This window comes from Veillonella sp. (assembly GCF_018364065.1).
Taxonomy (GTDB): Bacteria; Bacillota; Negativicutes; order Veillonellales; family Veillonellaceae; genus Veillonella_A.
Genome location: NZ_JAGZMO010000001.1, coordinates 266,996 through 291,375 on the forward strand (window position 1 = coordinate 266,996; position 24,380 = coordinate 291,375).

At 42.6% G+C, this 24,380-nt stretch carries 19 protein-coding genes and 1 riboswitch; of the genes, 3 read left to right on the plus strand and 16 right to left on the minus strand.

What is annotated here, in order from left to right; all coding sequences use genetic code 11:
• Positions 1-11 precede the first annotated feature (11 nt).
• Positions 12-1,796 (minus strand): ABC transporter ATP-binding protein, encoded by a 1,785-nt coding sequence (locus KHZ77_RS01275; protein ID WP_295194875.1) that lies wholly within the window; start codon positions 1,794-1,796, stop codon positions 12-14.
• The gene (locus KHZ77_RS01280) at positions 1,789-3,567 is read right to left on the minus strand and encodes an ABC transporter ATP-binding protein (RefSeq protein ID WP_295194877.1); all 1,779 of its coding nucleotides are present in this window, start codon (positions 3,565-3,567) and stop codon (positions 1,789-1,791) included. The genes KHZ77_RS01275 and KHZ77_RS01280 overlap by 8 nt, the downstream gene beginning before the upstream one ends.
• Before the next feature lie 313 nt (positions 3,568-3,880).
• Here KHZ77_RS01280 and tpx point away from each other — a divergent pair, with 313 nt between their 5' ends.
• Positions 3,881-4,396: a thiol peroxidase gene (tpx, locus tag KHZ77_RS01285; RefSeq protein ID WP_295194878.1), complete on the plus strand. Its 516-nt coding sequence runs from the start codon at positions 3,881-3,883 to the stop codon at positions 4,394-4,396.
• Positions 4,397-4,470: 74 nt separating this feature from the next.
• Here tpx and KHZ77_RS01290 read toward each other — a convergent pair whose 3' ends face one another.
• From KHZ77_RS01290 to KHZ77_RS01345, 12 genes are all read right to left on the minus strand, one after another.
• Positions 4,471-5,805: an amidohydrolase gene (locus KHZ77_RS01290; protein ID WP_295194880.1), complete on the minus strand. Its 1,335-nt coding sequence runs from the start codon at positions 5,803-5,805 to the stop codon at positions 4,471-4,473.
• Between the two features lie 167 nt (positions 5,806-5,972).
• On the minus strand, positions 5,973-7,217 hold the full coding sequence (locus tag KHZ77_RS01295; protein WP_295194882.1) for an adenosylhomocysteinase: 1,245 nt from the start codon (positions 7,215-7,217) through the stop codon (positions 5,973-5,975).
• A 156-nt stretch (positions 7,218-7,373) separates the two neighbouring features.
• A complete protein-coding gene (mtnA, locus tag KHZ77_RS01300; RefSeq protein ID WP_295195113.1) occupies positions 7,374-8,441 on the minus strand; it encodes an S-methyl-5-thioribose-1-phosphate isomerase in 1,068 nt (355 codons plus the stop codon).
• An 11-nt stretch (positions 8,442-8,452) separates the two neighbouring features.
• Positions 8,453-9,274 carry an S-methyl-5'-thioadenosine phosphorylase gene (gene mtnP, locus KHZ77_RS01305; protein ID WP_295194885.1) on the minus strand — a complete coding sequence of 274 codons (822 nt, stop codon included), beginning with the start codon at positions 9,272-9,274 and terminating at the stop codon, positions 8,453-8,455.
• 268 nt (positions 9,275-9,542) lie between these two features.
• Positions 9,543-10,424 carry an Hsp33 family molecular chaperone HslO gene (gene hslO, locus KHZ77_RS01310; RefSeq protein WP_295194886.1) on the minus strand — a complete coding sequence of 294 codons (882 nt, stop codon included), beginning with the start codon at positions 10,422-10,424 and terminating at the stop codon, positions 9,543-9,545.
• 212 nt (positions 10,425-10,636) lie between these two features.
• A complete protein-coding gene (gene ribE, locus KHZ77_RS01315; RefSeq protein WP_295195115.1) occupies positions 10,637-11,098 on the minus strand; it encodes a 6,7-dimethyl-8-ribityllumazine synthase in 462 nt (153 codons plus the stop codon).
• A 12-nt stretch (positions 11,099-11,110) separates the two neighbouring features.
• Positions 11,111-12,307 carry a bifunctional 3,4-dihydroxy-2-butanone-4-phosphate synthase/GTP cyclohydrolase II gene (locus tag KHZ77_RS01320; RefSeq protein WP_295194888.1) on the minus strand — a complete coding sequence of 399 codons (1,197 nt, stop codon included), beginning with the start codon at positions 12,305-12,307 and terminating at the stop codon, positions 11,111-11,113.
• Between the two features lie 14 nt (positions 12,308-12,321).
• The gene (locus KHZ77_RS01325) at positions 12,322-13,035 is read right to left on the minus strand and encodes a riboflavin synthase (RefSeq protein ID WP_295194890.1); all 714 of its coding nucleotides are present in this window, start codon (positions 13,033-13,035) and stop codon (positions 12,322-12,324) included.
• Positions 13,035-14,234: a bifunctional diaminohydroxyphosphoribosylaminopyrimidine deaminase/5-amino-6-(5-phosphoribosylamino)uracil reductase RibD gene (gene ribD, locus KHZ77_RS01330; RefSeq protein WP_295194893.1), complete on the minus strand. Its 1,200-nt coding sequence runs from the start codon at positions 14,232-14,234 to the stop codon at positions 13,035-13,037. Before ribD ends, KHZ77_RS01325 begins: the two co-directional genes overlap by 1 nt.
• A 154-nt stretch (positions 14,235-14,388) precedes the next feature.
• A riboswitch (FMN riboswitch) is annotated at positions 14,389-14,507 on the minus strand.
• 217 nt (positions 14,508-14,724) lie between these two features.
• Positions 14,725-16,392, minus strand: coding sequence for a malolactic enzyme (locus tag KHZ77_RS01335; RefSeq protein WP_295194894.1), 1,668 nt, complete (start codon positions 16,390-16,392; stop codon positions 14,725-14,727).
• A 280-nt stretch (positions 16,393-16,672) separates the two neighbouring features.
• The gene (locus KHZ77_RS01340) at positions 16,673-17,611 is read right to left on the minus strand and encodes a helix-turn-helix domain-containing protein (protein ID WP_295194896.1); all 939 of its coding nucleotides are present in this window, start codon (positions 17,609-17,611) and stop codon (positions 16,673-16,675) included.
• Positions 17,612-18,268: 657 nt separating this feature from the next.
• The gene (locus KHZ77_RS01345; protein WP_295194898.1) at positions 18,269-19,378 is read right to left on the minus strand and encodes a hypothetical protein; all 1,110 of its coding nucleotides are present in this window, start codon (positions 19,376-19,378) and stop codon (positions 18,269-18,271) included.
• 878 nt (positions 19,379-20,256) lie between these two features.
• Between KHZ77_RS01345 and KHZ77_RS01350 the strand changes: the two genes are divergently transcribed.
• Positions 20,257-20,883 (plus strand): sigma-70 family RNA polymerase sigma factor, encoded by a 627-nt coding sequence (locus KHZ77_RS01350; RefSeq protein ID WP_295194900.1) that lies wholly within the window; start codon positions 20,257-20,259, stop codon positions 20,881-20,883.
• A gap of 2 nt (positions 20,884-20,885) precedes the next feature.
• Complete coding sequence (locus tag KHZ77_RS01355) at positions 20,886-21,497, plus strand: GH25 family lysozyme (protein WP_295194902.1); 612 nt, start codon at positions 20,886-20,888, stop codon at positions 21,495-21,497.
• A 309-nt stretch (positions 21,498-21,806) separates the two neighbouring features.
• On the opposite strand, the gene thiM is transcribed toward KHZ77_RS01355, so the two are convergent.
• Together thiM and thiD are read right to left on the minus strand one after the other, a co-directional pair.
• The gene (thiM, locus tag KHZ77_RS01360; RefSeq protein ID WP_295194904.1) at positions 21,807-23,309 is read right to left on the minus strand and encodes a hydroxyethylthiazole kinase; all 1,503 of its coding nucleotides are present in this window, start codon (positions 23,307-23,309) and stop codon (positions 21,807-21,809) included.
• Positions 23,306-24,172: a bifunctional hydroxymethylpyrimidine kinase/phosphomethylpyrimidine kinase gene (gene thiD / locus KHZ77_RS01365; protein WP_295194907.1), complete on the minus strand. Its 867-nt coding sequence runs from the start codon at positions 24,170-24,172 to the stop codon at positions 23,306-23,308. The genes thiM and thiD overlap by 4 nt, the downstream gene beginning before the upstream one ends.
• Positions 24,173-24,380: the final 208 nt, after the last annotated feature.

Below are 24,380 nucleotides of genomic sequence, written 5' to 3' on the forward strand. Positions count from 1 at the left end.
ATAGTTCTCTACTAAGCTTTCTTCGCTTCCCAAAGCGTGTAGAATGCGCCTTTTTGACGAATCAGCTCTTCATAGCTGCCTCGTTCTACGATGCGGCCGTTTTCGATTAAGTAAATACCGTCCGCAAAACGGATGGTGGATAAACGGTGAGCAATGCTGATAATCGTCTTTTCTCCGCGAATAGATTCAATGGAGTCCTGGATCAGCTGTTCCGTATGGCTGTCAATATGGGCCGTCGCTTCGTCAAAGATAAGCACTTGGCGCTTACGTACCAATGCACGGGCCATAGCGAGCAACTGCTTCTGCCCTGTAGACAACAATGAACCCAAGTAACCAACCGGCGTATCATAGCCTTGCGGCAATCGCTCAATCATAGTGTGTAAATGAGCCTGTTTCGCCGCTCCAATAAGAACCGATTCATCAATATCGTCTTCATAGAGAGATAAGTTTTCCCGAATGGTGCCCTTAAACAAATGACTGTCTTGGAACACATAGCCCATAATTTCACGAAGCACGGCCGGTGCATAGTCACTTACATCGAGACCGTTAATGCGAATTGTCCCTTTAGTCGGCTTATAAAAGCCCATGAGCAATGACATTAATGTGGATTTACCACCACCGGATGGACCGGCAATGCCGATAAATTGACCGCCTTTGATGGTTAGGCAAATATCCTCCAAGGCATATTTGTCGGAATTGTCGTAGGAGAACCACACGTGATCGAACTCAATAGAGTGAATTTCTTTAAATTCATCCGGCACGTCCACGCTCTTAATTTCCGTATCCGCTTCCTCATTGATAATCGGCACCAGACGCTCCGCGCCCGCCAAGGCACTTTGCAGATTGTTGTATTTCTCGGCAATTTCTTTAATCGGCACAAATAGTTTATTCATATACTGCAGGAACGCAAATACGGTCCCCGCTTCAATGACTGTATCAAACCAGTTTGTAAAGCTGAAGATGGCAATGATAACTACAAATACCAAGCCGTCAACGATTGGACGGAATATGGCAAAGGTCTTCACTTCAAACAGTCCGGCTTCCAAAAATTCCTTACTGATTTTATCGTACTGCTTCGCCATAATACGCTCGCCCACATAGGACTTAATAATGACGATAAAGTTAAGCATTTCCTGCACCGATGAGTTAGATGCGGCCAGCTTCGTACGCACACCGCGGAACGCCTTGCGCGCATAGATTTGGTATACGTAAATGATAACGCCCATGATCGGGATTAATAATGACACCATGAGGGCCATTTTCACATTGAGCATAAACATGGAAATTAAAATACCCACAATCATAAGCGCACTGCTTGCTAATTTTAAAACTACATCTGTATATAAGGTACGCAGAGATTCCGTATCATTCGTCACACGGGTTACCAAGTTGCCGATAGGCAGTTCTGAAAAATGAGCCGGCGTACGGGCCAAAATCTTTGCAAACACTGTATTGCGTATTTCAAAAATAATCTGTTGCCCGAATTTCTCCAGCATATAGGTATGGGTGAACATAGCGATTATGCTGATAATAATGGTACCAAAGTAGATGCCTGCATATTGCATAATCAGTCCGGCCGACTTTTCAGGGAATGCTGTATCGATGACCGTCTTAATAATCCACGGACGGGTCAAGTCAAGGAATAGGGCCACAAGTAAAAATATGGCCGCCGTAATTAACAGCATTATATGAGGCTTAATGTAAAGCCCTAAGCGCTGTAACAGGAGAAAGTCATTTTTATTGGTAAGTGTAGTTTCTTCCTGCACTGTATAGGAACTGCTGTGTTGCTTACTCATGAATAGCACCTCCTTTACCGCTTTCTACATTTTCTATGATTTCATCATCAGTAAAATTAGTAACGTATTCCAACTGTTTTTCGTAAAGACGATAATATTCGCCACGGCTAGCAATCAATTCATTATGAGTGCCCTGTTCAACAATGGAACCCTCTTTAAATACGATGATGCGGTCCGCATCGCGCAATGCTTCCAAACGTTGGGAAATAAAGAGCAATGTCTGTTCGCGACCGCTTCGCAATGTATTGATGATGGTAGACGCACTCACTGTATCCAACGCGGAAAAACTGTCATCTAACAGTAAATACGGTGCATTTTTATAAAGACCGCGCGCAATATTGACGCGCTGTTTCTGTCCGCCCGACAGATCCGTGCCGCCTTCTTTCAAACGCTTGGCCGCAGAAGGAAGTCGTTCATTCAGATCGCGGTTAAAGGCAGCCCGCTTAGCCGCCTCTTCCAACGTAATCGTGTGATCTGATGCGGCACCGAAGGCTATATTTTCGCCAATGGTTGTACCCAGTAAATAACTTTCAGGAGGTACATACGCAATGGATCTGCGAAGCACTTCTAAAGGAAGCTTCGCAATATCCTCACCGTTGATAAACATGGTATTTTCCGGAATTGACTGAAGTCTGAGCAATAACTTAAACAAGGTAGATTTTCCTGAGCCGGGACCTCCTACAATGCCCACAAACTCGCCCGGTTCCACCGATAGGGACACATCATGTAAAATAGGCTCCTTCGTGCCAGGATAGGTAAACGTTAAATTCTTAATTTCCATCTGGCTCAATGGAAGCTCCCGTTCGTCTTCCCCTACCACTTCCTCTTCAATGATAAGGAAGTCGTAAATGCGATCTAACGAGGCCAATCCTTTTTGAAGTACGGCCAATAAAGAACCGATGCCCATAATCGGGCCGATGATTAGGAGCAAATAGCCGTTGATGGCAACGAACTCGCCTACAGTCAGCCTATTTTCAATAATAAGCGTGCCGCACACATAAATGGCGATGGCATAGCAAAGGAACGGTGCCACATAGGTAATGGGCGCCAAAAGTGAATCGAGCAAAACTACTTTCATATTCTTTTCGTAGTTTTGAGTATTAATGGCGGCAAATCGTTTAATGCTTCGCATTTCACGATTGAATGCACGGATAATCGGCATGCCTAAAAATAATTCTTGAGCGAATTCCGTTAAATCACTATATGTATTTTGCGCTTCACGCTGTTTCTTGCGCATGCGGCGACTCACATAGAGCATGCCTGCCATAACGAACGGCATAGGTGATAAAATAATAGCTGCCATCTCCAAACTGATGGACTGTGCCACAATAAAGAACGCACAGAGGCCGAAGAAAATGGCATCTACAAGAATCATAACGCCAAGGCCCAATGATACACGCAAGGACGTTACGTCATTAGTCATGAGCGCCATAACTTTGCCGGGACCGTTCTTTTCATAATAGGCCGTGTTAATATATAAGGCATGATCAAACAATCGACGGCGCAACAGAAATTCAAACCGTCGAATCGAACCCAGTACTAAGTGACGGGATGCAAACTTTAGAATCGTTACCGCAATAGCTAAGATAAAAAAGTACCCTATATAGGTAGTGAGTCCTTCTCTACCGTAATATAAGGTGCTGATTGCTTCACCGGTAAGTTTCGGTACGTATAAGAATAAAATGTCGATAATAATCATCAATATGACGCCCAATAAATAAATGAGCCCATATCCTTTAAAAAATTGAGAAAAAATACGAAGTTTCTTCATGTTCTCTCCTATATAAAAAACTGCGGAACACATACTACATCCGCACTTGCGGTTATCTCTCAGTATATTCAAAATCCAATGTATAGAAATTATGCGATTTACTAATATATTTTATCATAATTATCTAAAAAATGAAAAACATACATAAATAGCCGGATGATAAGACACGATAAAGCTAAAAGAGAATAAGTATCGAATTTCTTAAATTTAGTGTTTTACTATTGTCCACGAAAATGCTATACTTGATATGCAGAGAGAAATCTCATCCAATTGTTTTGTATTCAACCTATTTAATCATATGGAGGTTAATAACATGGAAAAACGTACTGGTGTAATTACATTTTTAAATAACCCAATGACTCTTGTTGGCAAAGAAGTAAAAGTTGGCGAACAAGCTCCTGACTTCACTTTACTTGATAACGATTTACAGGCAAAATCCCTTAAAGACTACGAAGGCAAAGTAAAAATCATCTCCGTAGTTCCTTCCTTAGATACCGGTGTTTGCGATGCTCAGACTCGCCGTTTCAACGTTGAAGCCGGTAACCTTTCCGACGATGTAATCGTATTGACTGTATCCATGGACCTTCCTTTCGCTCAAAAACGCTGGTGCGGTGCTGCAGGCGTTGACAAAGTAGTTACTCTTTCCGACCACAAAGAAGCTAGCTTCGGCACTAACTACGGTTTCTTGATCGAAGAACTTCGCCTTTTAACTCGCGGTATCGTAGTAGTTGGTAAAGACAACAAAGTAGCTTACGTAGAATACGTTCCTGAAGTAACTAACGCTGTTAACTTCGACGCTGCTTTAGAAGCTGCTAAAAAATTAATCTAATAAATGCGTTTATCTACTAAAAACAGTATATAACGAAAATAAAGACCATCTGTTAAACAGATGGTCTTTTTGTATTACTTTTTAAAAATCTCCGTCCCCACTTGTATCTGACGACGCAATTTTTCTTCGTCGATGGTAAGTAATTCTCTATCTTTCATAAGGATCTTACCGGCAACGATTGTAGTGGCCACGTCGGAGGAATTAGCTGCATACACGAGGGATGCCACATCGTTGTAACGTGGTAACCAGTGTACACCGGTTGTATCGTATAACACGATATCCGCGCGATACCCTTCTTTAATTAGGCCCAAATCGTGGTAGTCCAACACTTTAGCCCCTTCTACAGTACCCAATGCCAAGGCGGTATGAGCCGGAATGACTTTAGGATCGTAATGAGTTGCTTTATGAAGCATAGCGGCTAAGCGCACTTCTTCCAGCATATCCGCATTATTGTTGGAAGCGGATCCGTCTGTGCCGAGGCCTACTGTAAGACCTTGTTGCAACATAGCCGGAAGGTCTGCAATACCGCTGGCTAATTTCAGATTGGACTGTGGATTATGTGCTACGCGTACGCCCTTTTCATGCATAATGAGCAAATCGTTATCTGTAAGATGAACACCGTGAGCAGCCACACAGCCCACATCGAATACGCCCAAATCATTGAAATGAGCAATCGGTGTTTTACCGGTAGCCTTAATTACATCATTCACTTCTGTTTTAGTTTCGCAAAGATGTACATGAATCTGAGCCCCCAGTTCGTGAGCCAAGTCCATAACTTTCTTCATGTATTCATCAGGGCATGTATATGGTGCGTGTGGCCCTAACATGACCTTGATGCGGTTATTTTCAAAGCCGTTCCACTTGTTAAACAAATCGCGGCTTTCGTCCAGAGCCTGCATAGCAGTCGGTGCCACACCGGCCATGCCACGGGATAATACGGCGCGAATGCCGGTTTCTTTTACCACTTCCGCCACGTCGTCCATAAAGAAGTACATGTCGTTGAAGCAAGTCGTACCGGAGCGAATCATTTCGGCCACACCTAATTGTGTACCCATGGTAGCAAGCTCGCTCGTAAGCTTCGCTTCCGCCGGCCAGATTTCATTAGCCAACCAGTCCATTAACTCCAAATCGTCCGCATAGTTACGGAACAGGCCCATTGCAATATGCGTATGCGTATTAACGAAGCCCGGTGCAGCCAAGCGGCCTTTACCGTCCAGCACGTAGTCTGCCGTCTTTACCGCATGGTCAATCAGCTGCTCCCCTTCCGGGGTGCGTGCTTCTTCCGGAGAAAGAATACACTTAATATAGCCGTTCTCGATAATGAGTGTGGCATTTCGCAAAATTACACTGTCACTACCGTTAAACTCGCCGGTTATGCAGTCAATATGGCGAATCACAATTTCTGCCATGGTGAACTCCTTTTATAAATAAATCTGTCAAAAGAAACAATAGCTACTCCTCAGGCAATCTAAATTACCTGTAACTATACGTTTAGCTGTTAAAAAACTAAATACACACTGTTACTGTTTAAACGCTAAATATAACTAACACTTTAAAAGCATTAGCTATACTTTCATCAATTAACTGTATGTAAATAATCGTATTGTTCCTGAGTCAATGTATCGATATCATAGCCCATGGACTGTAATTTTACTTTCGCCATGCGTTCATCTAATTCATGAGGCAAGATGTGAACTGTTGCTTCCATGGATGTGCCATGATCGAGCAAATATTCAGCAGCCAATGCCTGCATAGCAAAGGACAAGTCCATGATTTCTGCAGGATGTCCATCGCCGGCCGCCAAGTTTACTAAACGTCCACCGGCCAAGAGATACAAAGTACGGCCGTCTTTCATTGTATAGCCTTCAATATTTTTACGTACTTCCTTGTGAGATACAGCCACTTCCGCCAATTCTTTGCCATTTACTTCACAGTCAAAATGACCCGCATTACACATAATGGCTTTATCTTTCATCACTTCATAGTGAGCCTTGCCGATAACGTCTTTACAGCCTGTTACAGTAATAAAAATATCACCGATTGGAGCGGCTTCCACCATAGGCATAACTTTAAATCCGTCAAATACGGCTTCGATCGCTTTAATAGGGTCAACTTCGGTTACGATAACGTGAGCGCCCAAACCTTTTGCACGCATAGCAACGCCCTTGCCGCACCAGCCGTAGCCGGCTACAACAACATTTTTACCGGTAACAGTCAAGTTCGTAGTACGCATAATACCGTCCCATACAGATTGACCTGTACCGTAGCGATTGTCGAATAAATATTTGCAATAGGAATCGTTAACGGCAATCATCGGGAATGTAAGTTTCTTCGCATTAGCCAATGCATGAAGGCGATGAACGCCTGTGGTTGTTTCTTCAGAGCCGCCGATGAGACGTTCTTTCGCATCTGTGCGAGTTGTATGAAGCAGATTTACCAAGTCGCCGCCGTCATCAATAATAATATGTGGCTTGTGGTCCAATGCTTTGTTGAGGAACATGAAATATTCTTCTTCGGTGCAGTCGTGCCATGCATATACGGTGAGGCCCATATCTACCAAGGCAGCGGCCACATAATCCTGTGTGGACAGTGGATTGGAACCGGTTACGATAACGTCAGCACCGGCTTCTTTTAACACTGTGGACAAGTACGCTGTTTTCGCTTCCAAATGGACACTGACCACAATCGTCTTACCTTCAAACTTATGACTAGCTTTAAATTCTTCACGTAAGCTGTTAAGAGCAGGCATGAAATTGGACACCCATTCAATCTTTTTATGTCCTTCAGGGGCCAATTTAATATCTCTAATTAATGATTCCATGAGATTCCTCTTCTTTCTTTCAATTGGTATTTATATTTCTTCGGCGAATTCGTATATTGTTTCCTTCGCTGAGCTGTCAGATTATTTCCTTCGCTGGGCTGTCAGATTATTTCCCTCGGCTAGTGTTTCGTTATTACCATTCTAAGAAACGGCTTATTATTCCACGCCGTCCAAGCCTTTTTTCTGTTTCAACCGTTCAATAGATTCTGTGAACGGCGCTTTTAAAACGCCTTCTTCCGTTATGATAGCCGAAACCAGCTCATGCGGGGTTACGTCAAAAGCCGGATTCAAGACGTCCACATCAGGAGGTGCTGTCAGAACGCCGCCGAAGTGTTTTACTTCCTCGTCACCGCGCATTTCAATAGGAATATCTTTCCCATCCTGCAAGGTGAAATCAAAGGTGCTGTACGGTGCAGCTACATAAAATGGAATATTATGTGCCTTCGCCGCCAATGCCACGCCGTAAGTGCCGATTTTATTGGCCACGTCACCGGCTGTGGTGATGCGGTCCGCGCCGACGATAACGGCGTCAATAAGTCCTTGCTGCATTGCGTATGCCGCCATATTATCAGTTAATAATGTAACCGGGATGCCATCGCGATGCAGTTCAAAAGCTGTTAAGCGGGCCCCTTGTAAAAGAGGTCTCGTTTCGTCCGCATACACCCGTTTCAACTGACCGTTTTGATGTAACTCGCGCACAACGCCCAGCGCCGTACCTAAGCCGGCTGTAGCCAATGCGCCCGCATTACAATGCGTCAGGATGCGAATATTTTCTTGCCCTTCAAACAAAGTGGCGCCCGCTTTGGCCATACATTTATTAAGTTGTACGTCTTCAAGCTCAATGGCGGTCGCTTCCGCTTCGATTAAACTGATCACTTCTGAAATGGAATCGGCCTGATACACAATGCGATTCACGATGCGGTCAATCGCCCAGGCCAGGTTTACCGCTGTAGGGCGTGTATTTTTCAATTCTTCCGAATATTCAAGGAATAAAGACTTCTCCGCCGCCCCCGGTTCGGATGCTTTTGCTACCGCTTCTTTAGCCGCTAAAATTAAACCGTACGCCGCAGCCACACCGATAGCCGGAGCTCCGCGCACTCGCAATTTCTTAATGGCTTCGCCAACTTGTCGCCAATCTGTGCAGTGAATATACACTTCTTCGCCGGGAAGCTTTGTCTGATCCAATAAGATTAACTCTTCGCCGGTCCAGTTAATACTGCGCAATGGTTCGTTCATCATAGAAGCTCTCCTTCTTTACCCAAGGCTACTTTAAATCCGCCGTATTCTTCAAGGCGATGATGAGACGGTAAATCTTCATTCGGATCGATTTTTTCAATGGTTCGTAAAATAAGCGCTTTAAACTTATCGCTCATTTCCTGCATAATATCCAGCACTTCCTGGTGAGTCAATTCGGTTGGTGAAATGCCTGCGGCAAAGTTAGTTACCATGGAAATAGTGGCATAAGCGATTTCCGCTTCGCCGGCCAACACAACTTCCGGTACATTTGTCATGCCGACAGTGTCCGCACCAAGCATGTGATACATCTTGATTTCAGCCGGTGTTTCAAAACGAGGGCCTTCTGTACATACGTAGGTACCGCCATTGTGAATATCAATATTGAGCTCATGAGCGGCCTCTTCAATATGCGCGCGGATTTCCGGTGCATATGGATTGCCCACACCCAAGTGAACTACTTTCTTCCCGTTGCCGTCAAAGAATGTGTTGGCCCGAACTTTCGTAAAGTCCAGGAATTGGTCGATCAACACAAAATGACCGGGTTTGTAATTTTCATTTAAGGAGCCTACAGCTGTAGTAGACACAATCACTGTAACGCCTAATTTTTTAAGGCCCCAAATATTGGCACGATAATTAATCATGTGGGGCGGAATGGAATGGTCCGAACCGTGGCGTGCCAGGAACACAACCTGCTTGCCTTTGTAGGACCCCTCTGTATAGGTAATCTCTCCATAAGGAGTATTCATAGTCTTCTTTTGAATATTTTCAAACATAGACGGATCGTATACACCGGTACCGCCAATTACTGCAATTATACCCATTATGTCACCTCTTCGTTTTGAATACGTTCTAAACAAAAAAATTCTCCAGGGCAAGCCTGGAGAATTTACACCATAGTAGTGCCTGTCTATATTATTGTACCACATTACGCTTAATTACGTTATGTCTTACTTTTTGTAAATCAAAGTCATTAAGAAATTTTTTAACTTCTAATGAACCTCTCATTAGCTCTTGGGAAAGCCTATTTCTTTCATTAACCTATAACAGACTCGCATCCGTCATTAGCCCTTAGACGAACTTGTTTCTTTATTAGCTCTTAGGCTGACTTGCTTCTTTGAACAACTGTTTCAATTCGTCACGAGTGAAATGATATTTTTCATTGCAATAATGACAAACAAGTTCAGTTGTTTCATCTTCCAAGAGATCCTTCTTGTCTTTATCAGTCAAGGTCATGAGCACGCCTTCGAAACGTTCACGGCTGCAAGTACACTGGAATCGAACATCCCCTTCGTAAACTTTCTCAACAGTAAGTCCGCCTAATACGCGTTCAACCAAACCTTCAGCATCAGGATGCGTTTCCAAGTACTTGGAAATTGGACCCAATTCGTTAATGTTGGCTTCTACTTGCGCCAATGCTTCATCAGTAGCATCAGGCAATGCCTGTACGAGGAAACCGCCGGCCGCTTTTGTTGTCTGATCTGTGTCTACCAACACACCGAGACTGATGGTAGCCGGAATCTGTTCGGACGTGTACAAGTAGTACGCCAAGTCTTCCGCGATTTCACCGGTTTGGATTGGGCTTTGGGATGTATAATCCTGACGGAGTTTAGTAAAACGAGTTACTTTTACATCACCATTATGACCTACCGCTGCGCCTACGTCTAATTTACCGGCATACTTCAAAGGTACGTCTACATGAGGATTATCTACATAACCGCGCACTGTATTATTGCTGAACGCATCTACGTGAACGACGCCTAAAGGACCGTCCCCTTGAATGCGCAAGCTTACGTTTTCTTCGTTTTTAAAATCACCGGCCATAAGCAGAGCACCGGTCATTGTACGACCTAATGCGGCTGTGGCAACTGGCGACAAATCGTGACGCACACGCGCTTCTTCCACTGTATCTCTTGTAACTGCAACGGCCATACGAACGCCTTCTTTCGTCGTATAGCGACAAATTTTATCCATATGAAAACCTCACTTTTCTTTACTTAAATAATCTTCAAAATATTTAATGTACTTAAACGAATTAAGCTGCTTAAATGACTCAATGAGGCTAACCGATCCATATCAATCAGGCTGTATAAGCAATTTAAGTGACTTAATTCAAACTTGATTTAGGCCCTGTTATATTGCGTAACAGGGCCCGGAATTAACAAAATATATGTACTTATAGCTGATTAGATTTGTTCCAACAAGTTAACCATTTCGATGGCACCCATTGCACAGTCAAAGCCTTTGTTGCCTGCTTTAGTGCCGGCACGTTCGATAGCCTGTTCAATATTTTCCGTTGTAATAACACCGAACATTACAGGCACACCGGTTTCAAGGCTTACATGAGCAATGCCTTTGGATACTTCACTGCACACATAGTCATAGTGTGTAGTGGATCCGCGAATTACCGCGCCTACGCAGATAACAGCATCGTATTTACCGCTCTGAGCGGCTTTTTTTGCAATTAAAGGAATTTCAAATGCGCCCGGTACCCAAATTGTGGTCACATCTTCTTCCTTAACGTCATGACGCAATAAAGCATCCATAGCGCCGCTGATTAATTTAGATGTAATAAACTCGTTGAAACGGGAGCCAACGATTGCAAAACGTTTACCTGTGCCTAATAATTTACCTTCTCTTACCATGATATCCTCCATCAATTAATATAAATGACCCATTTTTTCTTTTTTAGTTTGTAAGTACGAAGCATTCACGCTGTTCGCTTTGATGATTACAGGAACGCGTTTATGTACATCGATGCCCCAATGTTCAAGGCTGGTGCGTTTTAACGGATTATTCGTTAAAAGCTGTACGCTCTTAATGCCCAGGAAGCGGATAATCTGTGCCGCCAAAGAGTATTCGCGCATATCAGGCGGGAAGCCTAATTTCACATTCGCTTCTACTGTGTCGAGGCCTTGTTCCTGCAACGCATAGGCTTTAATCTTGTTCGTCAAGCCGATGCCGCGACCTTCCTGACGCATATACACCACTACACCGCGACCTTCTTTTTCAATGGTACGCAACGCATTGTGAAGTTGTGCACCACAGTCACATCGTTTCGATGCGAACACATCGCCGGTTAAACATTCGGAGTGCACGCGAACCAATACGTCTTCACCATCAGCTACATCGCCTTTAACGATAGCTAAATGTTCTTTGTGATCCAAGTAGTTTTTGAATACTAAAATTTTAAAATCGCCGAATTCTGTAGGTAAATTGGATTCCGCAGCCAGTTGAATGATAGGCTCATGCAATTTACGGTATTCAATAAGTTCTGCCACAGAGGCAATCTTCAAATCATGTTTTTCAGCAAATACCAATAAGTCATCAAGACGAGCCATGTTGCCGTCGTCTTTCGTGATTTCACAGATTACGGATGCTTCGCGAAGGCCCGCCAAACGGCAAAGGTCTACCGATGCTTCTGTATGGCCCTGACGCACTAACACGCCGCCTTCTTTGTACTGCAATGGGAATACATGACCCGGACGACGGAAATCTTCCGGTTTTGCATCCGCGTCAAGCATGTGGCGAATCGTAAGGGCACGTTCATAAGGAGAAACGCCGGTTGTAGTATCCACATGGTCTACTGTAACCGTAAAGGCCGTTTCGTGGTTATCTGTATTCTTTTCCACCATCTGGAAAATGCCGAGACGGTCCAAATCTTCCTTCTTCATTGGTGTACAAACGATACCGCGCGCTTCTTTTACCATGAAGTTAATATTTTCACGGTTTGCAAATTCGGCGGCAATTACCAGGTCACCTTCGTTTTCGCGACTTTCATCGTCAACGATAATTACCGGTTTACCAACTTTAATATCTTCTAATACTTCTTCAATCGTATTTAACATACGTCCCATTTACATCGGCTCCTTTACATAAACCCTTTCGAGGCTAACCAGTCCATAGTTATGCCTGCGGTTTGCTTATTTTTATTACTATCATCGGCTACGTTACGCTGTGCGTCGCCTTCCACTGACTTCGTCTGCGAAGATCCGCTGAAATCAGTTAAGAAGTGGCGTATGTAACGACCGGCTATATCAGTTTCCAGATTAACAACGGTTCCCTCCCGGGCCGTTGCTAAAATCGTATTGGCAATGGTATGTGGAATAATGGAAATCTCAAAATAGGAGGCTTCCCGTTTCGATACAGTCAAGCTTGCTCCGTCCACCGCTACAGACCCTTTATAAATGATGTAGTCCAATACATCCGGGGTTGTTTCAATAGTAAATACAACGGAGTTGCCCACATGGCGCACCGCCTTGATGCGGCCCATGCCGTCCACGTGGCCTGCCACCATATGTCCGCCGAAGCGGCCGTTTGCCGCCATAGCCCGTTCCAGATTAACGGCGGAACCGGCTTTCAAATTGTGAAGCGTCGTCATCTTTACCGACTCCGGCATCACATCGGCGCTGAACTGGCGTCCCTTATATTCCGTTACGGTCAAACATACACCGTTAACGGAAATGGAGCAACCGATCTCCATATCGTCGAATATTTTTTGCCCTTCAATAGTGAGCCGCAATGACGGTCCGGTGTGACGAATACTAACCACATGTCCCACTTCTTCAATAATTCCTGTGAACATTATGTGTCACTCCTTTCCTGTTGATACGCTTCAATTCGTACATTATTATCGATGAGTTCCACAGTTTTAAACTGTAAAACCGGTGCGTCCTTTAAATAATCCACGCCTTCACCGGCCATGGCGCTCAAAGCGTCTTTACCGCCGATGAGTATATTACCTATGTAAGTAATGATTTTATTGAACAGATTGGCTTTTACGAAGGCGGAAATAATACGGCTGCCACCTTCAACGAGAATCGATGTGTAACCGATTTCACCGGCAATCTGCAAAAATTCTTCTATGTCTACATGGCCGTCGTGCCCATTCACTACATGCACCAGAGCACCTGCCCTTTGAAGTCGTTCGATTTCATGGGCCTCACAACGGTCACTTACAAATATATGAACCTTGCGGCTCTGTTCATTACTAAGACCTTTTAAAAGATTGGCATCTGTAGGCGTACGCCCCAAGCTGTCCAGCACAAGCACATCCGGCTGGTGTACCTTTACAGCCGTTTCAGCCGGCAAACCGGACGTTACATCAGCACCATACGCAGTAAGGCCTTTCGTGAGTGCCGCCTCAACCTCTTCATAAGACACCCGCGCCGTTAGCGTAGGATTATCTGCCAATACGGTGCCGATTCCTACCACAATGGCATCATGGGTGGCACGAAGAATGTGCCCGTCACGGCGAGCCATCTCATTCGTAATCCACTGTGATTCACCGGTTCGGGTGGCAATTTTGCCGTCCAGACTCATGGCGGATTTCAAGGTTACAAAAGGGCGCTTTGTTTTAATATAAGAAAGAAAACCTTCAATCAATACGCTGCACTCTTTTTCTAAGACACCCGTGGTCACTTCAATACCGGCCGCTTTCAACATGGCAATGCCCTTGCCTGCGACCAAAGGATTCGTATCCACTACGCTCACAACCACTCGTGCTATGCCGGCTTCAATAACCCGCTTTGCACAAGGCGGTGTCTTGCCGTAATGCGCGCAGGGTTCCAACGTTACATAAAGCGTGGCTCCCTTTGCCGCTTCACCGGCAGCTCGCAATGCATGTACTTCCGCATGAGGTTCTCCGGCCTTATGATGATATCCTTCCCCTATAATGCGTCCGTCTTTTACAACAACGGCACCCACCATAGGATTCGGATATGTTTGTCCAACTGCTCTGGCCGCCAGGGTCATGGCCCGGGCCATATATTGCTCATCTGTCATAACATACCCTCAATAGTATCGCTAACATCACAACAATTTTTCGTCCATAAGGTATTTATGTAAAAGAAAAAGGACTATATTGCTATAGTCCTTGAATTTACTTGCGGGCTACACGAACTCTCCCGGCCCCTTGCAGAACCAAGTATATTCATGTACCTGTCTTTTCCCATCCAGACTGTACTGTCGGTCTCGGAATCACACCGAGTCAACCCATTTCAGGGCTTGCGGACTATCACCGCCGGTCAGGAATTGAATCTTACATCACGGAGAATACTGTTATTACAGCCGTCACCACTAAATATGTAAGGATTCGCACCTTGCCTCAAAGACTACTCTTTATTTAGTTAAAATTAAATTTATTTTTTTCAAAAGTAAATCTAATTCTGTATTGATTATACTCTCAATTAGCAAAAAGTGCAACCTCTGCCAATTAATTTGTCTTTATCAATAGTTTCTATCAATCCTATAGGTAAAGCGTTTATACCTTCATTTACGCCTTATTTTCATTCTTCTGTACATAGTCAATTAAGTCTATATATTCAGGCTGCCACTTGATAGCGGTTACCAATGCCTTCACATCAGTACCGTCCACTGTAGCCAAGTTTTGTTTAATCGCTTCTTCCCCTACAGCAATGGCAATCGTTTCAGAGAATTCAGTCAACTTGGAAACAGGAGGAATTGTAGCCGCACCCGGTTTAGTGGTATCAATGATACCGCCCAAGGAATGAGCCGCTTTTGAAATCATCTGGTCGGACAATAACTTAGCACCTACCGCAATAGCACCCAAGCCGAGACCCGGATAGATCAACGCATTGTTGGCCTGGCCGATATCATAGGTTACACCATTGTATGTTACAGGCTGAGCCGGAATACCGGTGGCTACCAAGGCACGACCGTCCGTCCATTTAATTAAATCTTCCGCTGTAGCTTCCGCCAATTCTGTAGGATTACTCAACGGGAAGATAATAGGACGTTCTGTATGAGCCGCCATTTCTTTTACAATAGATTCTGTGAAAGCACCACCTACAGTGGACGTACCAACTAAGATTGTCGGATGAATGGCTTTTACACAAGCTTCCAAAGTAGTCAATTCATCGCTGTTTGCAAATTCGCTGCGTTTTCTTGCAAATGGCTTTTGTTCCGGTGTTAAATCAGTCATATCGTCGAAAAGAAGGCCTTGTTTATCTACTAAGTAGAAATGCTTCATAGCTTCTTCTTTCGCCATACCCTGGTCGATGAATTCCTGAAGAATGCGGTTTGCAATGCCTGCACCGGCTGTACCGGCGCCGAAGCACATATATACTTGATCATGTAGGGATTGACCGGAAATTTTCAAGCCCCCGAGAATGCCGGCCAAGGAAATAATCCCCGTACCTTCAATGTCATCATTGAATACGGTATATGTATCTTTATAGGCATTAAGAATATTAGCGGCATTGCTGCGGCCAAAGTCTTCAAAATGTAAGTATAAATTAGAGAATAAGGTTTCCGCTGTTTTTACGAATTTATCTACAAAGCTGTAGTATGCATCGCCGGTAACGCGTTCGTGTTTGTTACCCAAGTATAAAGGATCTTCCAATAATTCCTTGCGGTTTGTCCCTACATCCAGCACAACCGGTAATACTTTGCGAGGATCGATGCCGGCACCGGCTGTATATACCATCAACTTGCCGATGGAAATGCCTACGCCGTTGAGGCCCCAGTCGCCAATACCCAAGATAGCTTCCGCATCAGTAACTACGATAAGGTTAATGTCCTGATTACCTGCTGCATGGCGCAATGATTCTTCAACGCCTTCAGGATCGTCAATAGATAAATATGCCGCATTCTGTGGCGTTGTATAGTAATGGCTGAAATTACGAATCGTATCGGCAATACATGGATCGTATACGATTGGCATAAACTCTTCCACATGTTCGCTGAATACTTTATAGAATAAGGTGCGGTTACGTCCGAAGATTTCCATGAGGAAATGTCGTTTCTCAACGTCATTAGCCTTAGCACTTACTTCTTCATATACCTGTTTAACTTGTTCATCAAGCGATTGAACGACAGGTGGAACGATACCTTTCAGACCGAAGAATTTACGTTCTTCTTCTGTAAAAGCCGTCCCTTTGTTTAAAAATGGATTATTAAGAATTTCGTACGCTTTTTTCATTGCTCAAACCTCCTAGTAAATAACAAACGAGCAAATACGTCATATTATTCTAAAACCATATAAACTAAACATTAACACTGCACATTAAATCTAAACATTAAAACTAAACATTAAAACTAAACATTAAAGTTAACTCCATCTCTTATTATCATACTACAAGCAACTTATAAATAAAAGTGACTACGAGTGGCTAAATTTCTAATATAGAAAAAAGGAACGGAGCGCTATGGCGTTCCATTCCTTTTCGTTATGTATTATTACTTTTTTTATCAAATGAATCCTAGTAGATATTATGTACTTCTTTATAAGTGGATAAGCCGATGCCGAACCAGGCTTTGAAAGCCACCAGGAATTCGCGCAATGTTTCAAATCCTACTAAAAAGGCAATTTCCTCACTACTCAATTCCAAGGCCAGATACACTTTAATCATCATTTGTTGTACATCTTGCAAAACTTGTTTAAACGTAACCATCTCATTATGCAGATGGCGCTGCAAATTACGTTCGGACATATCAAGTCGTTTAGCTATCTGAATCACATGGAATTCGCCTCTGGATAAGCCGTCTACAAGTTCCATAATAATCAGTTCTGTAAAACTCTGTACCTCTTCAATCAGTGAATCGAGGTAAGGTTGTGTATTTTTAGACAGCTGCTGTGCCATATGATTATTCTCTTTCAAGAACGGAAAACGAAGATCACTAAGCGTGAATACCACTTCATTATCTACGGTAATATGGCCGCCTTTATGTTTATGCAGAACCCATGGCACATTATTTCCGCCGCCTTGAGCGAGCACATTTTGCAACATAGCTTTTTCGTATTGTAACAGGCGATTGCTTAAGACTTCCTCTGATTCCTTATGAATAAACTGTAAGTATATAGAATCTTCAGTTTGTCGTGCACGAATGCGAATCGGCCCGATTCTATTTTTAAAGTTAATATAACGCTTAATTCCGTCAATGCCGTTTTTACCGCATAATGTATAGTATACCAATGCATTGAAGCGGCGCGTTGCTTCTATATTGCATAAGTTGCCGATAATGATTGAGGACAATTTCTTTTCATGAATTCTGAGGAATTCATAATACTCTTCATCACTTACCCAAAGTATATTATCTTTCACTTCCACATAAGCATTCCGAGCACTGCACCACTCCACTATATCCAGCGAAGTTTCTTTCAACATTATTTGAACAGACAAAGGAATGGGGTATTTCATATATCTATCGTTCTCCTCATCAAAAACCTAACCACACAACAACCAAAGTACCAAACACCTTAACATTTCCCCCATTTATCGTCATATATTATACTTATTCTTAATTAAGATTCAATTAACAAAAGTTCATAATATAACTAAAAACTGACAATTCATATTATAATAAAATCTTGTATAAATAATCAATAGAATATTAATTAAAATTTAATATATCTATTAGAAATATTAATTTTATCATTTATTTTGATAGTAAAATTTTAGAAAATACCCACTATATAAACCAAGAAACATGTAATCCCTAATTTAATTAAATCCATTATTAATTAATTGTTATTACGCATAAAATGTACAATTCAATTACGTATATACGCATTTTATAACACTAAATTTCATTTTTTCACTGTTTCTTCATTCATGTATCTTTTAAAATTTTATTATTTTTCTCTAAAAATTATCGTTTTTTATTTGAGGTTTTACTGTTTTGCTTTAAAAATTTATTGTTTTCCCTAATTATTTAGTGCTTTTCCCTGACTATATTTTTTTTCTCCAACTATTTACAGTTTCTCTCTAAAAATCCGGAGCAAACCAAGCATCTTCGCTTCCGGATGCTCCGGATTTTCAAATTATCTCAAATTTTCTAAAGCTCTTCGCCAAAACTCAATTCGAGGTTTGAAACAAAGAATGTAACAGCTCCCGGTCATTGATCATATTAATCCCCTGATCCTTCCCTATAGTAAGCTCTCCATTTGATCCAATATTACCTCCACAAATTCGGAAAATACCCAACATGACCCCTGCTTTTAGAATTTCTAATAAATCAAAGCAATCGGCCATATACTGAGTGAGCTGGTCTTGAAGCGCCAATTGGCGTATTTTTTTGCTTTTACAAGTAACTGTGACCTTTCCCTCATCAGCAATTAATTGCTTAATATACAAATCCAACTCTTCTAACATATGGCATACATCTTCAGTATTACTGCGTATAGCTTCAGTGTGAAAAATAATCTGATCCGATAGAATTCGTCCATAACCACGGATTCGAGATGTAAAAATCGTCAATTCACTTACCATCCGATTGAATCGTTCTATACGTTCTTTAACAGCTTCTACGAGCTCTTCATTTTCAATGAATGGCCGTATTAACTGCAAACGGTCATACAGTTTAACCATAACTCGGCGAAAACCAATGGAATACACATAGCAATACCTAAATCGATATGGAAGTTCACTTTTACACGTATCTCCCAAACGCTCCATGTGATACTTTACAAACTCATGATTGAAATCCATGCCACCGAATATCGACACTATATGAGGCCGCTCCCTATAGCTATAATAACGACTGGTTTTAGCCTCACCATGAACACGGTTATTAAAACCATATTCACGACTTAATATGCCCTTCATCGTATTAATGACGGCACTTATCATTTTAAGAATGCTATAACCATTACGAGCCTGGGGGCAACGTAATGGATATTTTTGTGTAATCCTCTCTACATATGAGAGAAACTTTCCTACCTTATCAGAAATAGTTCTTGTCAAATGACGCTTATGAACAGCCCTTGCAATTTCACCGTTAACACGTCTTAACAATGCGCTGCACTTATGGGTACAATCCGAAGGATAATTTCCTTCCATAAGTAACCCTTCAAGAACTTCCGTATAAAATCTAATATTGTTCAGGAGAATATACGCTCCATCATAATCCAGTTTAAATAGTTCCTGTTTATTTTTGAGATATTTATATTTCATATTTAAAGTCATATAAAATCTCCTTCATATACTAAATCAGAGAATTAAATATTACTTAAATATTATTGATAACGTAAATAATTAGATTAATTAACGAATACCTCCTCCTTTCATACAGATTGCTATACCGGAAAAACAGTAATAAGCAACGTAATGTTTACACTATATGAATTACATGCTTACTACTGCTTTTCTTTTTGTATAATAAATGAATTTTACTAAGTATTTAAGGTATCCTTTTTGTGACCAAATACCAATAGACCAAAGATATAGTTTCTTTAAAAAAGCAACTATAACAACCACTACTCTCAAGGCGTTTTTACGCTTTATCCCCCACTAACGGGGTATACGCTCCTTAGTTCACATAACACCGGAGCTTTTTTTTTTATGTTACCATTTCAATAAATTTCTTTAAATTTCATATCCCATACCAATAAGGGATAAAGTCCCTGTCTTTGAATTTAAAAATTTTAACCGGATTTTTCGATAAACTTGGTAACGACAGTTATAAAAGTTGTTGTATCACCCTCCTAGTCTTTTCCTAAATTACACCCTCCTAGAAAACAAAAACCTAACGCATCACCTACCTAGTCTTTATCTAATTTCTTCCTCTTAATCCCCAAGTCCCCTTCAATACCTATACGCATCACCCCCTTACATGGCGATTTATATTTTACATTTTGGTGAAAATTTTCAAATTTTAGATAGATTTGCTTGTTTTTCAAGAAATGGATATACTGTTACACAGATTACGTAATCTGTTGTACTTTACCGCACAGTATTTGCCTATACTGTGTGCTAATCACGAAATGTATGTAAGTATTCTTACATACAACCTACACCAACACGGTCGATACGATTCTTTCAATAAAACAGAAAGGATATGCATTATGACAATGAACAGTATAGTTTACGAACAACCCGTCCAATCTATCATTTGGGCTGCTCAGCAAGGTGATAAAGACGCGATTACCAAGCTGTGCCGAAATTATAAGCCCCTTATTTCGAAGTACGCCTCCGCCAGGCCCATTGCCTGTGAAGCCGATGACATGGCGTCCGAATTATGGATCATCTTTCTAAAAGCCTTACAGGAATATGATCTCAATGGTTCTGTTCCATTTTCCGGCTTCGTCAAAAGCCGCATTTCTTACGGCCAATATAATGTATTTAAAAAATGGCGTAACCGTTGGCAACAGGAAATTACCGGACTTGATGGGACCACTTCAAACAATGAAACCGGATCCACAGCCACTGCCGGCCTGAGTCTGGAAGATGTACTAACCCCGGCCCCTGCTGCGGAGTCTGTTTATATGACCCGGCAGAATAAAGACCTGTTGTGTAAGGCCTTTTCAAGATTGATGCCTTTACAACAGCAGCTGCTACATGACTATTATTTCAAGCACCGTACCTTGGAAGAAATAGGCCGCACGCTTAATATTAGCCGCCAAGCTGTGCACAAACATAAAAACCGTGCCCTCACTGCTTTATATGTTTACATGACAGAAGGAGGAATCTAAGTATGTATGGCATCGATATTAGCGAACACAACGGCTCCATCCCTTGGGAGCACTTACGATCAGCGGGCCAGGAATTTGTAATCATACGGCTGGGCTATGGCAATTGGCATCAAGACAGTCTGTTTGAAGAAAATATTACATCCGCTATAATGCACCAAATCCCCATAGGCGTTTACCTCTACTCCTATGCCCTTTCGGAGGCGGATGCCCGCAATGAGGCGGAATTTGTTATTCACACCTTGCAGTCATTGTATCTGGGGCCTTCTAAGTTGGCTATGGGAGTCTGGTACGACATGGAAGACGCCGATTTATATAAAGAGCGTTTTTTCCCGTTAGACGAGGAAGTAAATCCGCACTATAAGCAAAAGCTGACCAATATATGCAGCACCTTTGTTAATGCGTTGTGGCGAGACGGTTATTACCACACCGGTGTGTACGCCAACTACGACTGGTGGACTCACCATCTTCATGGAGATCAGCTCCACTGCCCTAAATGGTGCGCTCAATATAACAGTCAATGTGATTTTAAGGACCCTTACCTATGGCAGTATACAGATTCATTAGTCATTGACGGTCAGCGCTTCGACGGTAACCTCAAAATAACTTCAAAGTAATCTCAAAGCAACCTCAAAACTTCGTATACATAGATAAACACAAAGACTGTAAGCGCAGGATATCACCTGTAGCTTACAGTCTTTTTACATTCAATTACGTCATACACTGATGCTAAGTATAACATATTTGATTTATTTATGTTTATATCAATAATTAATAGCTAATGCACTGAAATCAATCAAAATCGCTGATTTCATCATGATTTAATATTTATTTTTTTAAATAAGGTCTTATTTTTATACATCTTTTAATCAATTTAAACATATGATAAAAAGTAATATAAAAATCATTTTCATCTAAAAAATATCTTATTTCAGCTCATCCACAGCTTTTGCCACATCAGATGCCTTGGTAATCGCCGAAATAACAGATACACCGTTAGCTCCGGCTGCTTTTAACGGCGCCACGTCGGCAGCGGTAATGCCACCGATGGCCACGATAGGAACCGAACGGTCAAATTGACGAATCTTCGCCACTCCTTCATAGCCTACAGCCCCTTTTGCATCCGCTTTCGACTGCGTGCCATGAATCGGACCTACACCGATATAGTCGGCCAAGCGCACATTGGATATCATATACTCGTCCAAATTATGGATGGACAAGCCGATAATTTTCTTGCCGAAACGCTCACGCACTTCTTCAATCGGGTCATCATCCTGACCGATATGCACACCGTCCGCATCGAGTGCTTCCGCCAAATCCATGTCATCGTTCACGATAAATGGTACCTTATATTGTTTACATAAGGCCTGCACATGTTTGGCGAATTGAGCCTTCACCTCACCGGTTAAAGAGCCCTCACCTTTTTCACGCAATTGGAACATGGTAACGCCGGACTTTAAGGCCTCTTCAATGGTCTGAAGGGCCTGTTTCACATCGCCGCCGAAGTCCTGCGTTCCGCAGATGAAATACACGGACAGGCTTTTGCCGATTTCTTCATTATCATGGAACGGATTATGAGCTTCCGTACTGATAAAACGAGTATGTGTATTAACAATTTCATCAGTAATTTTATCGAGAGCGTTCAAAAATTCTACGGCGTATGTGCCGGGACCTTTGCCAAGAGCGGCCGTTTCTGCCATTTCTCCGGCAATGTTGTACGCCGATAAAGCCTTTTGTGCACCTACGAACAAGGCATTGTCGCATATATGGGCATCAGAGCCTGTAAGTTCGTCACATTTTACAGCAAGCCCTGCAAAAGCCGCCACTACGGCACCCAATAAACAGCCGGTCCCCACTACCTGTGGCATCAATGACGAGCCGTTGCGCACTTCCACATAACCGTTAGCGCAGGCAACTCCGTCGGTGGCACCGGTAGCAATAACTACTGTATCGTATTGAATAGCCGCTTTTCGAGCCAATGCTCCCGGATGATCCGCGCTGAGGCTGTCCACACCTTTTGTATCTATTTTTTCATCTACCAAAGCGGCAATTTCACCGGCATTACCGCGCAAAATGGAGATTTTACATTCCGTTAAGAGTTCTAATGCCACCGATTTTCTAAAAGCACCGGCACCACATGCTACCGGATCGAGCACGATTGGTACATGATGCAAGTTTGCCAATTTGGCCGCTTCTTTATAAAATTCGGCCTGCTGCGGTGTGATAGTCCCGTTGTTGATGAGCAATGCATCGGCGAAAGGCATTAAATCCTTCAAGTCTTCAATGCAGCCACTCATAACCGGAGATGCCCCCAGTGCTAATAAACCGTTGGCCGTAAAGTTTTTAACTACATCATTTGTGAGGCAAATAACGAGGGGCTTGCGGGCACGCAATACCTCTAAATATTGTGTATGTTGTACTAATTTCATGCTTCTAACTCTCCTTGAAAGGCCATGTGATTCACCGGACCATGTCCGTGACCCAGCGAAGGATTGGTGGCGATGGCTTTAGCGATAAACAGTTTGCCTGTATATACCGCTTCTTCCAATGATTTTCCTTTACTTAACTCTGCCGTAATTACAGCGGAGAACGTACAGCCTGTGCCATGTGTGTGTTTCGTATCCAATTTGACACTTTCGTACGTGATCGGTTCTTTTCCTTTTATGAAAAGATAGTCTTTAGCGGCATCACCGAAATGACCACCTTTAATAATAACGGATTTTGGACCCATTTCATTTAAAATGATATGAGCCGCTTTAAACAGTTGCTCTTCCGATTCAATGGAAAAACCTACGAGAAATTCCGCTTCCGATAAGTTCGGTGTCACCAAGGTGGCTACCGGCATAAGTTCAGACTTAAATTTATCGCGAGCGTCTACGTCGATGAGATAGTCACCGCTGGTCGCAACCATAACAGGATCCATAACGTAAGGCACGGAACCATCCACATATTTGCGGATAATGCGCATCATGTCCACGTTTGGAATCATACCGGTCTTTACTGCAGTTGGGGCAATATCGTCATACACACAGGCCAACTGCGCTTCCAACATGCTTAAGTCTACGTTCTGAATCGCTTTAACACCTAATGTATTCTGTGCCACTACACTGGTAATCACCGCCATGCCATATACCTGACGGGATTGAAAGGACTTCAAATCCGCCATAACACCGGCTCCGCCCGATGGATCGGTACCTGCAATAGTCAACGCAATACCGGCCGGTTTCGACGGCTGTAAAGTCAACGGTTCTAACACTATATTCGATTGTGTGGTTACATCAAATTGGTTCATTTCTGTCCTCCTGTTACTACAATTACGTGGAAGCAGGTCTCCTTTTCCCGCTTCCTTTGTAATAAATTCATGAACCCAATACTCCATATTATTGTACGCTATTTGCCGCTTAGTATGCAAACACAAAGCACTATGGTACATAAAAATACGGCCCGAAATTTTCATTTCGAGCCGTATATAAGCAAATGCCTTACTCTCTCTATTATAG